13 protein-coding genes and 1 pseudogene are annotated in these 14,135 nt (G+C 64.2%); 8 read left to right on the top strand and 6 right to left on the bottom strand.

Annotated features, from left to right (window positions below; all coding sequences use genetic code 11):
* Positions 1-61 precede the first annotated feature (61 nt).
* The 4 genes and pseudogenes from mbfA (at position 62) to V1280_RS33280 (ending at position 4,023) form a co-directional block, all read left to right on the top strand.
* On the top strand, positions 62-1,033 hold the full coding sequence (mbfA, locus tag V1280_RS33295; RefSeq protein ID WP_334534583.1) for an iron exporter MbfA: 972 nt from the start codon (positions 62-64) through the stop codon (positions 1,031-1,033).
* A gap of 9 nt (positions 1,034-1,042) precedes the next feature.
* On the top strand, positions 1,043-1,903 hold the full coding sequence (locus tag V1280_RS33290; protein ID WP_334534582.1) for a hypothetical protein: 861 nt from the start codon (positions 1,043-1,045) through the stop codon (positions 1,901-1,903).
* 30 nt (positions 1,904-1,933) lie between these two features.
* Positions 1,934-2,460 (top strand): annotated as a pseudogene (locus V1280_RS33285) (cytochrome b).
* 90 nt (positions 2,461-2,550) lie between these two features.
* Positions 2,551-4,023 (top strand): amidase, encoded by a 1,473-nt coding sequence (locus tag V1280_RS33280; protein WP_334534580.1) that lies wholly within the window; start codon positions 2,551-2,553, stop codon positions 4,021-4,023.
* 143 nt (positions 4,024-4,166) lie between these two features.
* On the opposite strand, the gene V1280_RS33275 is transcribed toward V1280_RS33280, so the two are convergent.
* Both V1280_RS33275 and V1280_RS33270 read right to left on the bottom strand, forming a co-directional pair.
* On the bottom strand, positions 4,167-5,255 hold the full coding sequence (locus tag V1280_RS33275; protein WP_094892919.1) for a Zn-dependent alcohol dehydrogenase: 1,089 nt from the start codon (positions 5,253-5,255) through the stop codon (positions 4,167-4,169).
* 73 nt (positions 5,256-5,328) lie between these two features.
* The gene (locus V1280_RS33270; protein WP_334534576.1) at positions 5,329-7,113 is read right to left on the bottom strand and encodes an acyl-CoA dehydrogenase family protein; all 1,785 of its coding nucleotides are present in this window, start codon (positions 7,111-7,113) and stop codon (positions 5,329-5,331) included.
* Positions 7,114-7,358: 245 nt separating this feature from the next.
* Between V1280_RS33270 and V1280_RS33265 the strand changes: the two genes are divergently transcribed.
* Together V1280_RS33265 and V1280_RS33260 are read left to right on the top strand one after the other, a co-directional pair.
* Positions 7,359-8,060: an SDR family NAD(P)-dependent oxidoreductase gene (locus V1280_RS33265; protein ID WP_334534574.1), complete on the top strand. Its 702-nt coding sequence runs from the start codon at positions 7,359-7,361 to the stop codon at positions 8,058-8,060.
* A gap of 115 nt (positions 8,061-8,175) precedes the next feature.
* Positions 8,176-9,006, top strand: coding sequence for an enoyl-CoA hydratase (locus tag V1280_RS33260; protein ID WP_334534572.1), 831 nt, complete (start codon positions 8,176-8,178; stop codon positions 9,004-9,006).
* Positions 9,007-9,072: 66 nt separating this feature from the next.
* Here V1280_RS33260 and V1280_RS33255 read toward each other — a convergent pair whose 3' ends face one another.
* Together V1280_RS33255 and V1280_RS33250 are read right to left on the bottom strand one after the other, a co-directional pair.
* Entirely contained in the window at positions 9,073-9,696 is a 624-nt protein-coding gene (locus tag V1280_RS33255; RefSeq protein ID WP_334534570.1) for a GNAT family N-acetyltransferase, read from the bottom strand.
* Positions 9,697-9,766: 70 nt separating this feature from the next.
* On the bottom strand, positions 9,767-9,970 hold the full coding sequence (locus V1280_RS33250; protein ID WP_254134788.1) for a DUF1127 domain-containing protein: 204 nt from the start codon (positions 9,968-9,970) through the stop codon (positions 9,767-9,769).
* 110 nt (positions 9,971-10,080) lie between these two features.
* Here V1280_RS33250 and V1280_RS33245 point away from each other — a divergent pair, with 110 nt between their 5' ends.
* Together V1280_RS33245 and V1280_RS33240 are read left to right on the top strand one after the other, a co-directional pair.
* The gene (locus tag V1280_RS33245; protein ID WP_334534566.1) at positions 10,081-10,980 is read left to right on the top strand and encodes a transcriptional regulator GcvA; all 900 of its coding nucleotides are present in this window, start codon (positions 10,081-10,083) and stop codon (positions 10,978-10,980) included.
* 142 nt (positions 10,981-11,122) lie between these two features.
* On the top strand, positions 11,123-12,454 hold the full coding sequence (locus tag V1280_RS33240) for an MFS transporter (RefSeq protein ID WP_334534564.1): 1,332 nt from the start codon (positions 11,123-11,125) through the stop codon (positions 12,452-12,454).
* Positions 12,455-12,596: 142 nt separating this feature from the next.
* On the opposite strand, the gene V1280_RS33235 is transcribed toward V1280_RS33240, so the two are convergent.
* Both V1280_RS33235 and V1280_RS33230 read right to left on the bottom strand, forming a co-directional pair.
* Positions 12,597-13,010, bottom strand: coding sequence for a Rieske (2Fe-2S) protein (locus V1280_RS33235; RefSeq protein WP_334534562.1), 414 nt, complete (start codon positions 13,008-13,010; stop codon positions 12,597-12,599).
* On the bottom strand, positions 13,010-14,119 hold the full coding sequence (locus V1280_RS33230; RefSeq protein WP_334534561.1) for an amidohydrolase family protein: 1,110 nt from the start codon (positions 14,117-14,119) through the stop codon (positions 13,010-13,012). Before V1280_RS33230 ends, V1280_RS33235 begins: the two co-directional genes overlap by 1 nt.
* Between the last annotated feature and the right edge of the window lie 16 nt (positions 14,120-14,135).

The following is a 14,135-nucleotide window of genomic DNA, read 5'->3' as shown; positions in this document are numbered from 1 at the left end:
GAACGAATTGCACTCTATAGCTACTTTAGAATTGTTCTAAATACTGAAAACAGGGCCACACGTGAAGAATTTTGCCGATTTGACCGAGCGCGAGGTGCTTGCGGTCGCGATTGCCTCCGAGGAGGAGGACAGCCGCATCTACATGAGCTTCGCCGAGGACCTCCGCGAGCGCTATCCGGATACGGCCAAGATCTTCGAGGAGATGGCCGAGGAGGAACGCGGCCACCGGCATCGTCTGCTGAAGCTCTACGAGGAGCGGTTCGGCCAGCACCTGCCGCCGATCCGCCGCGAGGACGTCAAAGGCTTTCTGCGCCGGCGCCCGATCTGGCTGACCAAAAACCTGCCGCTCGACACGATCCGCAGGGAAGTCGAGACCATGGAGCTCGAGGCCGAGCGCTTCTACGCGCGCGCCGCCGAGCAGGCCGAGGATGTCGGCGTGCGCCGCCTGCTCGGCGACCTTGCTGAAGAGGAGAAGCACCACGAGAACCGCGCGGTCGCGCTCACCGACGAGATCCTCAAGCCCGACGTGCGCGCGGAAGAAGACCGCACGCGGCGGCGGATGTTCGTGCTGCAATATGTGCAGCCGGGCCTCGCCGGCCTGATGGACGGCTCGGTCTCGACGCTGGCGCCGCTGTTCGCGGCCGCCTTCGCCACACACCAGAACTGGCAGACCTTTCTGGTGGGACTTGCCGCCTCGATCGGCGCCGGCATCAGCATGGGTTTTGCGGAAGCGCTGTCCGACGACGGCTCGCTGACGGGCCGGGGCTCGCCCTGGCTGCGCGGCATCACCTGCGGCGCGATGACGACGCTCGGCGGGCTCGGCCACACCATGCCCTATCTCGTGCCCGACAGCTGGGCCAACGCATTCTGGATCGCGACCGCCATCGCCGGCATCGTCGTGTTCTTCGAATTGTGGGCGATCGCCTTCATCCGCGCGCGCTACATGGACACGCCGTTCCTCCAGGCCGTGTTCCAGATCGTGCTCGGCGGCGCGATCGTGCTGGCGGTGGGCATATTGATCGGGGCGGCCTAGGCGGCGGCGATGAAGCGGCAACGTTCATACACGGCGGTCGCAACCCTGGCCGGCGCAATGAGCCTTCTTGCGCCGAATGCCGCGCGCGCCACAGACGAAATCCAGGTCTACAATGCCGGCATCGCCGATGTCGGCCAGTTCACGATCCAGCAGCACCTCAATTATGTCGCGCTCGGACAGAAGGACCCGCCGTTCCCAGGCGGCTTCCCCTCCAACCATAGCCTCAACGGCACGCCGGAGTTTGCCTATGGCATGACCGACTGGTGGGAGCTCGGGCTCTATCTGCCCTTCGCCGTGCAGGACCGGCAATTCCTGTCCGACGCTTTCAAGCTGCGCACGCTGTTCGTCTCGCCACACGCGGAGCACCGGGATTTGTTCTACGGCGTGAATTTCGAGCTGAGCTACGAAATGCCCAAATTCGCGCAGACCCGATGGGGACTGGAGATCCGCCCGATCATCGGCGTGCGCAATTCGCAATATGAGTTCATCGTGAACCCGATCGTCGATATCGGCTTCGGCAGCAAGGGCGAGGCCGATTTCGCGCCTGCCGCCCGGCTGGCCCGCAACTTCGGCAACGATGTGTTCGCCGGCTTCGAATATTATGCCGATTTCGGCAAGATCGGGAGTTTCGACAAGCTCCCCGACCAGCAGCACACGCTCTTCGCCGTCACCGACTTCAAGGCCGGCGTGTTCGATGTGAACTTCGGCGTCGGCTACGGGTTGACGCCGGCGTCTGACCGGTTCGTGGTCAAGACCATCATCGGCTACGCTTTTCCGGTGCCGGGGCAGAAATCGGACGGCAACACGCGGATGAGCAGCGGGCCGGTCAATCCGTTCACCCACGCCGCCACGCGAAGCTTCCAACCCTGATCAAACGCGATCTCAAGGGCGGCCCACACCATGACCACACGACTGCAATACGGTACGCCCGCCAAGATCTTTCACTGGGTCATTGTGGCTCTGCTTGCCGTGCAATACCCGATCGGCTGGCTGATGCCGGACCTTCACCACAGCATGGCGCCCGGCGCCGGGATGACGTTTCACATCTCGTTCGGGATCACGATCCTTGTGCTGACTGCGCTGCGTCTGGTCTGGCGGCTGACCCATCCGATCGCGCCGGAGAACTCGCTCCCGGCCTGGCAGCGCCTGAGCTCCGAGGCCGTGCACTGGCTGCTGTATGTGCTGGTGGGACCACGATCTCGGGGTGGCTGTTCGCGTCCTACCGCGGATGGTCGGTTTCGTACTTCTACCTCGTGCACCTGCCGATGCTCGGCTCCGACAACGAAGCCGCCGGCCGCACCATCGACGGCCTCCACCAAGCAATGGAATGGGCGCTGCTCGTCACGATCGGCATTCACATCGCGGCCGCGCTCGCGCATGTCTTCGTCTATCGGGACCGCGTCATGCAGCGAATGCTGCCCGGGTAGCATTCTGGACATATCAATCGCGATCAAACGGCGGTTGCGGCGTTCGGCCAAACTGCGCATCATCCCTCCAGTGAAGCGCAGGAGCATGTCGTGGCGAAATCGGAATGGAGTTACAAGAGCGCGGTCGAGCTGTCGGCCGCGTTAGCGGCGAAGAAGGTCTCCGCCGTCGAGCTCACGCAGGACGCGATCGACCGTATCGAACGTCACGACAGCAAGGTCAACGCGATCTGCGTCCGGGATTTTGATCGCGCGCTCGACGCGGCGCGCGCAGCTGACGCGGCCCTCGCCCGCGGCGAACGCAAGCCGTTGCTCGGCCTGCCGATGACCGTGAAGGAATCCTACAACATCGCCGGCCTGCCGACGACCTGGGGCATTCCTGCGCAGAAGGACTTTATTGCCAAGGAAGATTCGCTGCCGGTGATGCGGGTGAAGGACGCAGGCAGCGTGGTGGTCGGCAAGACCAACGTACCGCTCGGGCTCGGCGACTGGCAGAGCTACAACGATATCTACGGCACCACGAATAATCCCTACAATCTCGGCCGCACTCCGGGCGGCTCCTCCGGCGGCTCGTCGGCGGCGCTCGCCGCAGGCTATGGCCCGCTCTCGATCGGCTCCGATATCGGCGGCTCCTTGCGCGTGCCGGCGTTCCATTGCGGCGTTTACGCGCACAAGCCGACCTTCAACCTCGTCGCCATGCGGGGCCACGTCGCGCCACCGGCGCCGCCTCTGCCCTTCGAACGCGACCTCTCGGTGGTCGGCCCGATGGCGCGCAGTGCTGCGGATCTGTCGCTCGTGCTCGACGTGATGGCCGGGCCTGATCCGATCGAAGCAGGTATCGCCTACAAGCTCGAGCTCCCCGCTGCGCGTCACACCGCCTTCAAAGACTTCCGCGTGCTGGTGATCGACAGCGATCCGGTGCTGCCGACCGACACTGCCGTACGCGGCACCATCAATACACTTGCCGACAATCTCGCCAAAGCCGGCGTCAAGATCGAACGGAGCAGCCCGGTGCTGCCGGATTTCGCGGCCTCGTCGCGGCTTTATATGCGCATGCTGATATCGTTCCTTGCCGCGAGTTTTGCGCCTGACGTCTATGAAGGCGCCAAGCTGGCCGCGGCGGCACTCCCCGAGAGCGACAACAGCCTTGCCGCCGAGCGGCTGCGTGGCGTCGCGTTGAGCCATCGCGACTGGATGGTGGCGAACGCCGGACGTACGCGGTTGCGGGCGCAGTGGCGGGATCTGTTCAAGACGTACGACGCTGTGATCTGTCCGATCATGCCAACGCCGGCCTATCCGCACGACCATTCGCCGGACCAGGAAACCCGTCGCATCATCATCGACGGCAAGGCGCACGTCTATCCCGACCAGCTCGCCTGGCCCGGCATCGCCACGCTGCCCGGCCTGCCCTCGACCGCGATCCCGACCGGCTTTGCGCCGGATGGCCTGCCGGTCGGCGTCCAGATCGTCGGCCCATGGCTTGAGGACCGCACGCCGCTGAAGCTCGCCGAGCTGATCGAACGCGAGTTCGGCGGGTTCGTGCCGCCGAAGATGTTTGACGATTAGTGTCGCCTCGTCGCCATCCTCCGCTGTCATGCCCCGCGAAGGCGGGGCATCCAGTAGGCCGCGGCCGTAGTTGGTTCACACAATTTCCGCCGCGGCGTACTGGATCGCCCGGTCAAGCCGGGCGATGACACCGTCGTTGTGGCTTAGCTATCAAACACAATCACGCTGCGCAGCGTCTTGCCGGCTTTCATGTTGGCAAAACCCTCGTTGATCTCGGACAGCTTCAGCTTGGCCGAGATCCAGTCTTCCAGGTGCAGCCGGCCGCGCAGGTAGAAATCGACCAGGCGCGGCATGTCGACGCGAAAATGGTTGGAGCCCATCGACGAGCCCTGGATCCGGCGCTCGCGCAAAAAGTCAAAGCCGTGCAGCTCGATCTTCTGGCCGAACGGGATCATGCCGACGATGGTGGCGGTGCCGCCGGAGGCGAGCATGCCAAACGCCTGCTCCGCGGTCTCCTTGCGGCCGAGCACCTCGAAGGAATGGTGCACGCCGCCATTGGTGAGGTCACGGACCTGCTTCACGACGTCGCCATCGGCGGGGTTGATGATGTCGGTGGCGCCCAGCTTGGTCGCCAACTGGAGCTTTGCCGGATTGGTGTCGATGGCAATGATGCGGCCGGCGCCTGCGATCTGCGCGCCGTTGATCGCGGCCATGCCGACGCCGCCGCAGCCGATCACCGCCACGGTCTCGCCCGCCGTCACCTTCGCCGTGTTCACTACCGCGCCGTAGCCGGTGATGACACCGCAGCCGATCAGCGCGGCAAGATCGAGCGGCATCTCTTTCCGGATTTTGACGATCGCGTTCTCGTGCACCAGCATCTGTTCGGCAAAGGACGAGAGATTGAGGAACTGATGCAGCTTCTCCGGCTTCGACCATTGCATGCGGTTGGAGACGCCCGGCAGCAATTTTACGGTTGTGTCGGTGCAGAGCACGGTGCGGCCCGTGGTGCAATTGTCGCAGGTGCCGCAGAACACGGACAGACATGTGACGACGTGATCGCCGGGCTTCACATAGGTGACGTCGGAGCCGACCTGTTCGACGACACCGGCGGATTCGTGCCCGAGCACCGCGGGCAGCGGATGCGGATAGAGACCTTCCATGAAGTGCAGATCGGAGTGGCAGAGGCCGGCGACGGTCGTGCGGATCAGGACCTCGCGCGGGCCGGGCTTCGGCAAGCTGACATCCTCGATGACCAGCGGCTGGTTGACTTCATAGAGGACGGCGGCCTTCATGGGTGTTTCCTCATTGTTTTGATTTTCGTTGAGCGTGGTTTTCACCTCTCCCTATGGGAGAGGTGAAGAGAGCCTACGATGCCAGAACCAGTTCGCCAACCTCGCTCATGCCGGCATCGCGATCGCCGAGCAACAGTGCTGCGATCTTCGCCTGCGTGGCATTTTCCGTCAGCCGGAACGGATCGCTCGGCGCAACGCGATGGTCGATCACCAGCCGCGACAGCAGCAGCCGGCGCGCATCGCCGCGCATGTCGTGGATACGGTGCGCCTCCCAGGCCAGCGCAACTGCGCTTGCGACATGATAGAGCAGGCTCGTGGCGCGCCGCGCATCGGCTTCATTGTCGGACTTCCCGGCGACCTCGCGCGCAAAACCGACGGCGCGATCGACGAGGCCGCGCAGATGATCGCACCAGGCCTGCGGTACCGAGGCGCTGTCATCGAGGCGGGCATGCAGATCGGCCGATAGCGCGGATTCTGCGCCGTGGCGACCAACGGCACGCCTGAGCGCATCGATGGCGACGATGTTGCCGGTGCCCTCCCAGACCGAGCCGAGATGGGCATCGCGCAGCAGCCGCGGCGTGGCAAACTCCTCGATGTAGCCAATGCCGCCGCGCATCTCGAGCGCATCGCCACAGACTTTTCGCGCATCGCGCGTGGCGCGGAATTTCAGGGTCGGCGTCAGGATGCGCAACAGCGCCGCCGCATCCTGGCTGCCAGCCTCGGCGCGGTCGAGCGCATCGGCGGTGAGGAAGCTCATCGATAGCGCCTGCTCGACCGGCAGCATAATTTTCAGCATCTGCCGTCGCCCGAGCGGCAGGTCGATGATGCGATTGCCGAACACGACGCGGTTCTTCGCCACCGTCATTGCATCATGATAGGCACGACGCATCAGCGCGGTTGATTTGACGCCGTTGGAGAGCCGCGACGAGTTCACCATCTCGGCCATCTGCACGAAGCCGCGGTCGAGCCTGCCGACGGCATAGGCGATCGCGCCTTCGAGCTTGATCTCGCCCGAGGCCATCGAGCGGGTGCCGAGCTTGTCCTTGAGACGCACGATCCGGTAGTGGTTCTGCGAGCCGTCATCGAGGAAGCGCGGCATCAGGAACAGGCCGACGCCGCGCGTGCCGGGGCCGGCGCCCTCGGGACGCGCCAGCAGCATCACAACCTTGGCGTCCGCATTCGAGCAGAACCATTTTTCGCCGTGGAGGCGCCAATGGTCGCCCTCCTGGACCGCGCGCGTGGTCAGCGTGCCGACGTCGGAGCCGCCCTCCTTCTCGGTCATGAACTGGCCGCCCTGCGTCAGCTTGCTCATGTCGGTCTGGGTCAGGCCATCCAGATATTTTGCCTTCAGTGCGTCGCTGCCGAAATTCGCAAGCAACTTTGCGCAGCCGTCGGTCACGTTGATCGGGCAGCCCATGCCGAATTCAGTCTGGTTGAACAGGAAGGTGAAGGCGTGCTTGGCGACCACAGGATATTTGTCCGGCCAGCCCATGATGCCCTTGCGGATCGAGAGCGCGTGGATGCCGAACTCGCCGAAGGCGGCGTTCTCCAACTCGCGATAGGCCGGGTGATATTCGATCCACTGCACGTCGCGGCCGAACTTATCGCGCTGGTGCAGCACCGGCGTATGACGGTCGGCGAGGCGTGCGCAGTCGTCGAGATGGCCGCCGGCCAATTCGCCGAGGCGGTCGAGGTGTGGCTCGATGTGACGGAATAGTTTTTCCGGCAGATGGATGCGCAGGAGGTCCGTCAGCGCCTGATCGGCGCGGTAGAAGTTCATGCCAGTGGTATCGGGCGCCAGCAGGCCCGGCTGCTCCGCCGCGACATGTTTCGGCTGCGCTGTGGCCGGCTTGTGCATGATCGTCCTCTTCGTTTCCGCCCGGCGGCATTCTTATTGCTTGCCGCTTGGGATGATGTCGATCATGCTCCCATCGCGAAAGGCGATAAAGCCGCAAATTGTCAGGGAGGCATGATCACCGTGAAGGAGCAATTCGCTCTGCGGAATTGTGATCGGCTGGCCCTGGATTCTGGCTGGTTGTCCGCGCCGGCCGTGCATAGATCAGCGGCGTCCCATCCCCGAGAGATCACGCCAGAGACCACATCATGGAACATCCGAAATACAAGATCGCCCTCATCGTCGGCGCCGGCGAAGGCCTGAGCGCCTCGCTGGCACGGTTGCTGTCCGCGCAAGGCATTCGCGTTGCCCTCGCCGCGCGAAAAATCGAGAAGCTCGGCGCGCTCTGCAGCCAGACCGGCGCCAAGGCCTATGCCTGCAACGCCACCGAGCCTGAGGAGGTCGAGCGCCTGTTCGGCCTGGTCGAGCGCGAGATCGGCACGCCGGACCTCGTCGTCTACAATGCCAGCGGCCGCGCGCGTGGCCCGTTCGTCGATCTGGTCCCGGCTGAGGTCGCGAATGCGATCGCGGTCAGCGCCTATGGCGGTTTCCTGGTGGCGCAGCAGGCTGCCAAGCGCATGCTGCCGAACAAGCACGGCGCGATCCTGTTCACTGGCGCGTCAGCCAGCGTCAAGGGCTACGCGCAATCCGCTCCATTCGCGATGGGCAAGTTCGCGCTGCGCGGTCTGGCGCAGAGCATGGCGCGAGAATTGTCGCCGCAAGGCATTCACATCGCGCATTTCGTCATCGACGGCGGCATCAAGAGTGCTGCGCGCGCCGAACCGGCGGACAAGCCGGATTCGATGCTCGATCCCGACGCGATCGCGGAGAGCTATTGGAACGTGTTGCAACAGCCGCGCAGCGCCTGGAGCTGGGAGCTTGAGCTGCGGCCGTGGGTGGAGAAGTTTTGAACGAACTGCCGTAGGGTGGGCAAAGGCGCAACGCGCCGTGCCCACCACCAACAACGAGAACAACAAATGGTGGGCACGCTTCGCTTTGCCCACCCTACAACAGTAGGGAGCGACAATGAGCACCGAAACCACCATCGACACCGGCACCAACGAACTCCTCTGCGTCATCCGCGACCGCGTCGCGGTCATCACGCTGAACCGGCCGGAGGCGCGCAACTCGCTGTCGGACACGCTGACGCCGGCGCTGCGCGCGATGATCCGGACCTGCGGCGAGAATCCCGATGTCGGCGCGCTGCTCATCACCGGCGCCGGCGAGGCGTTCTGCGCCGGCGGCAACGTCAAGGGCATGGGCGCGCATCGCGATCCGAAGAAGCTCGAAATGTCCTTCGACGACAAGGTCACTGATCTCCAGGAGCGGCAGCGGCGGCTTACTGGCGCTCTGGTGGCGGTGCGAAAGCCGACGATCGCGGCACTGCCGGGTGCCGCGGCCGGCGCCGGGCTCGCCATCGCCATGGCCTGCGATATCCGCATCGCCGCCCAATCGGCGTTCGTCACCACCGGATATGCGCGCGTCGCGCTGAGCGGCGACTACGGCATCGCCTGGCTGTTGACGAGGCTGGTCGGCACCTCGCGAGCGCGCGAATTGATGTTCACTGGCGATCGCGTCGACGCAGCGCGGGCAGAGGCCATCGGCCTCGTCAACCGTGTTGTGCCCGATGACAAGCTTCAGGCCGAGGCTTTCACGCTGGCGAAATCGCTCGCTGAAGGCCCGCGCCTGGCACTGCGCTACATGAAGGACAATCTCGACGAGGCCCTGCTGTTCGATTTCGAAACCGCCCGCGACCACGAGGCCGAACGCCTGATCCGCCTGACCACCACCGCTGATCACAAGGAGGCCGTGCAGGCCTTCATCGAGAAGCGGAAAGCGGTGTTTGCGGGGAAATAGGCCCGCGCCGTGCGCAGGCAAAAAAATGCCCGGCTCTAAATCGTCAGAGCCGGGCTCGGAGTTGTGTCAGGCCGAGGCTGAGGGGCTATCGGCCTGACGGGAAAGTGCTGCAAGACGCCAGCTGGCGCAGGGAATGTCCTTTGGCGCGACGTGGATCTCCTTGTCGAAGCGCACCAGCTTCCAGTCGTCAGGATGATTGACAAAGGCGAAGCCGGATTTGCGCGCCAGCGAGATCATGGTCTGGTTGGAGCGCAGCGTGTCGCCGAAGATGTGCTCCGCGCCAAACGCGGCGGCGCGGCATTCGAGATTCCTGAGAAGCGCGGTGGCAATGCCGTGGCCCTGCCAGCGGTCGTCGACCGAGAGGCCGAACTCCAGCGTCGAGGTCTCGACATGGAAGGCGTAGCGCGCCTCGGCGACGATGGTCTCGAAGCCGTCGACCATCTTGGTCGCGACAACCGAAAAACGCTCGCGCGCTCCGACATCGAGGAATTCGCTCAGTAGCCCCTTCGGCAGTTCGCTGAGCGCGCCAAAAAAACGGTTGTAGCGGGAGCGAGTCGAGAGCGAGCGGAAATAGTGCTGAAGCTCCTCGGTATCGCGCGGCTCGATGAAGCGGACGTTGAGCGGCTCACCCTGCCGGGTGCGCAGCACATCCGAATATTGCTTCAAATCTTCCAGGCGGAGCGTGCTCATGACACGAGCCTCAGGCGAAAGAGGGACCGCCGGCGCCCCTGTGATCAGGCGGCGCCGGCCTGGCGGCCAATCAGGCCCGCCAGAAGGGTTTGTCGGCCTCGTACGCGACGTCGGTCCAGGACAGGCCGACGTCGTGGAGATCGCGGGCGGTCCAGTTCGTCAGCTCGCGACGGGTCCGGTAGCGCTCGTGCCAGACATGAAGGGTCTCGCCGATCTGGTAGAGCAGGCCGGGCGCATGATGATTTGTCATCGAATTGTCAGTGCAAGTAGACATTTTCAGCTCCTCGAGCTAAATTTGAACCGAATATCTTCCTGCGCGCGGACTTCGACAAACGACAATTTGTACCTCTTCGCATGAAATAAGCTCATGCATCATGCTGCCAAATGACTGCCAGATTGCCTTCCCTGAACGGATTGCGGGCGTTCGAGGCCGCCGCGCGCCATCTCAGCTTCACGCTGGCGGCGAGCGAGCTGAACGTGACGCAGACCGCGATCAGCCATCAGATCCGCCGGCTCGAGGAGGAGCTCGGCATCCGCCTGTTCATCCGGCAGAACCGCGCGCTGGCGCTGACGCCGGAGGCGCGCGACTACCTCCCCGGCGTCCGCGCCGCCTTCAACGACCTCCGGCTTGCGACCGATCGTCTGCTGCGCAAGGACGACGACAAGGTGCTGACGGTCTCGACCCTGGCCTCTCTCGCCGCAAAATGGCTGCTGCCGCGGCTGACCGATTTTCAGGAGGCGCATCCCGGCATCGACGTCCGCATCACCACCTCGACCAGCCTGGTCGATTTCCAGCGCGACGACGTCGACGCCGCAATCCGTTACGGCCGCGGCCAATGGCCGGGCCTGCGCGCTGACTGGCTGATGGCGGACGAGCTGTTCCCGGTGTGCAGCCCCTCGCTGCTGCGCGGCGACAAGCCGCTGCGTCAGCCGGAGGATTTGAAGGGCTATCCGCTGCTGCACACATCCAATGCCAACAGCGACGACTGGCGGCTGTGGCTGACGGCGGCGGGCCTGCCGGCCGACATCGCCAAGCAGCCCGGCATCACCTTCGACATGATCTTCATGACCATCCAGGCTGCGATCGACGGCATCGGTGTGGCGATGGGGCGGACCTCCTACGTCAGCGACGACATCGCCAAGGGCCGGCTCGTGGTTCCCTTCAAGATCGCGCTGCCGGCCGACGCCGGCTTCTATCTGGTCTCGCCGGAGGGCCGCCGCGAGGCGCCGAAGCTTGCCGCGTTCCGCCAATGGATGATCGCTGCAACGCAGAATAAAGCCTGAAAAATCATCAGCTTCCGAAGCAAAACAAGTTGACTCGCAACGCCTCGCGCGAGAGGGGTAGTCAGATTGTCACAGCAACAATCTGTCGCCTTGCCGTGAAGATGAGTTCCGGTCCGGCCGCGTCAAATAGGGGAGAAACGTCATGGCTGGACCAGCAGCATCAACCAATCCGCCCGAGATCAAGTCGCGCATCGGCGCGATCCTGCGCGCCACCAGCGGCAACTTCCTCGAGCAGTTCGACTTCTTCCTGTTCGGCTTCTATGCCGCCGCCATCGGCAAGGCGTTCTTCCCCTCGACCAATGAGACAGCGTCGCTGCTCAACACGTTCGGCGTGTTCTGGCTCGGCGCGCTGATGCGCCCCGTCGGCGCGATCGTGCTCGGCGCCTATATCGACCGCATCGGCCGCCGCCAGGGCCTGATCGTCACGCTGGCTATCATGGCCGCCGGCACTGTGGTCATCGCATTCTGCCCGACCTACGCGAGCATCGGCATCGCAGCGCCGATCATCGTGCTGCTCGGCCGCCTGCTGCAGGGCTTCTCCGCCGGCGTCGAGCTCGGCGGTGTCTCGGTTTATCTCGCGGAAATCTCCACGCCCGGCAATCGCGGCTTCTACACTTCGTTCCAGTCGTCGAGCCAGCAGGTCGCGATCTTCGTGGCGTCGATCCTCGGCTTCCTCCTGTCCGAGGTGATGCCGGCCGACACCGTCGCCGCCTGGGGCTGGCGTATTCCCTTCTTCGTCGGCTGCCTGATCATTCCCCTGATCTTCATGCTGCGGCGGACTCTCGAGGAGACGCCGGCCTTCCTCGCGATGAAGAAGCACCCGACCGCGAACGAAGTGTTCGCCTCCGCGCTCGCCAACTGGCGCATCGTCATCCTCGGCATGATGATCGCGATCCTGACCACGACGACGTTCTATTTCGTCACCGTCTACACCCCGACCTTCGGCAAGACCGTGCTGAAACTGTCGACGCAGGATGCGCTGCTGGTCACGCTGCTCGTCGCTGTCACGAACTTCATCTGGAATCCGGTCGGCGGCGCGCTGTCCGACCGCATCGGCCGCAAGCCGGTGCTGCTCGCCATCGCTGGCCTGGCGTTCGTCACCGCCTATCCTGCGCTGTCCTGGCTGGTGGCAGCGCCGACCTTCGGCAAGCTGCTCGCGGTCGAGATGATGTTCTCGTTCTATTTCGGCATGTACAGCGGCACCATGCTCGGTGCGCTCGTCGAGATCGTGCCGGCCCATGTCCGCACCACCTGCTTCTCGCTCGCCTTCGCGCTTGCAGCCGCACTGTTCGGCACCTTCACGCCGTTCGCCTCGACCTTGCTGATCGAGCACACCGGCGACAAAGCCTCGCCCGGTCTCTGGCTGATGCTCGCCGCCTTCCTCGGCATCATCGCAGCGTCGATCGTCTATCGCGGCGGCGGCAAGACCGTGACGACGTATGATACGGCGGCGGAGCCGGTGGCGGGACACTAGGACAGTGTCATTCCGGGGCGCCTCGAAGAGGCGAGCCCGGAATCCATTTCTCCCAGCATTTCTGTCGGCACGATGGATTCTATGATGCGCAATTGCGCATCATAGCTCGATGCTACGCGCGCCCCGGAATGACAGCGGAGACCTAAAGTTCCACCACCACGTAGTCGCTCTCGACCTTCACGGGGACAGTCTCGGCCACATACGGCCCTCTCACCACGCTCGCGCCCGGCTCGACATGCGCCGGATAGGCCTTCACGCGGAAGCGGCGGGGGTCGCAATAGGATTGGCCGGTGCGGATGTCGAACTCCCAGCCGTGCCAGGGGCAGCGGATGATCTCGCCGAGTTTTGTATACTCGATCTCGCCGGGGTCGCTGGATTGCGCGAGCCCGATCAACGGCCCCTCGCATAGCGCTGCGCCCTGATGCGGGCAGCGGTTCATCAAGCCGAAATACTCGCCCTTGATGTTGAAGACCGCAATCGGCCGTCCGTCGATCTCCAGGAATTTCCGCGTGCCGGGCGGCAATTCATCCACCGCGGCAATCACATGCCGCGCCATCAAGCTAGTCCGTACAGCTTCTTGGCATTGCCGAGATAGAACGCCTCGCGATTGGTTTCGCTGACGCCCGCCGGCAGCACGCGCGACGGCTCGTCGTAATCCCAATGCGGATAGTCGGTCGCGAACAGCAGCCGGCCCCAGCCGATCCAGTTGATGACGTCGAACAGATCCTCGCGCCGCTCCGGATCCTCCATCGGCTGCGTGGTCCACCACACCTGCTCGCGGATATATTCCGACGGCGGCCGTTTGACATGCGGCACCTCGCTCCTGAGCCGCTGCCAGACTTTGTCGAGCCGCCACGCCAGCGACGGCGCCCAGCCGAAGCCAGCCTCGATCATCACCATCTTCAGTTTCGGGAAGCGCTCGAACACGCCTTCCAGAACAAGGCTCGCCAGCGCCGATTGCTGGCACTGCGAGTGTCCCACCATCTCCTCGATGTAATAGGACGGCCAGCCTGACGGCGTGATCGGATTGCCGCCGAAGCCGAAGGCGTGAACGCCGATGGGCAGACCCGCCTCTTCCGCGGCCTGATAGATCGGCCAGTAGCGGCGCTGGCCGAGCGGCTCGACATTGCGGCTGAGCAGCAGCACCTGGACAAAGTTCTTGTCGCCGGCGCGTTCGCGGATTTCGGCAGCGGCCGACAAGCCATCCTCATTGCCGACGACGATCGAGGCCTTCAGGCGCTTGTCCTTGCTGGTCCATTTGTCGATCTGCCAGTCGTTGATGGCCGAGCACAGCGCGGCCGAAAGCTCGTGGTTGCGGATGCCCTGCCCGGTGTTGAGCGGATTGAGCACGCCAAGTTGCACGTTGTTCGGATCGAGCAGCTGCTTCTGCATGAAGGAGAGCGAGGAGCCCTGCGGACCGCCCTCCGGCGGATAGGCATCGCGGCGCGAGGCATTGGGCTGCGCCTTTGGATAGGGCGGGCCTTCCATCATGCCCTGATAGGCATGGACGCCGAAGACTTCGAGATGATGCTGCCAGCGTTTGGCGAGATAGGGATAGAGCTCGGTTCGCGTGGCGCGCGCCGGATGGATGTCGCAGTCCGCGATCGCGGTCTTGGTCGTCAAGGGAGAAGCGGCTTCAGAGTTCTCGCGGAACTGGATATTCATCGCCTTGCCTCCTTTG

It is taken from the genome of Bradyrhizobium sp. AZCC 2230 (genome assembly GCF_036924495.1).
Taxonomy (GTDB): Bacteria; Pseudomonadota; Alphaproteobacteria; order Rhizobiales; family Xanthobacteraceae; genus Bradyrhizobium; species Bradyrhizobium rifense.
The sequence above is the reverse complement of the archived record's forward strand: the minus strand, read 5'-3'. Positions and strand labels throughout refer to the sequence as shown.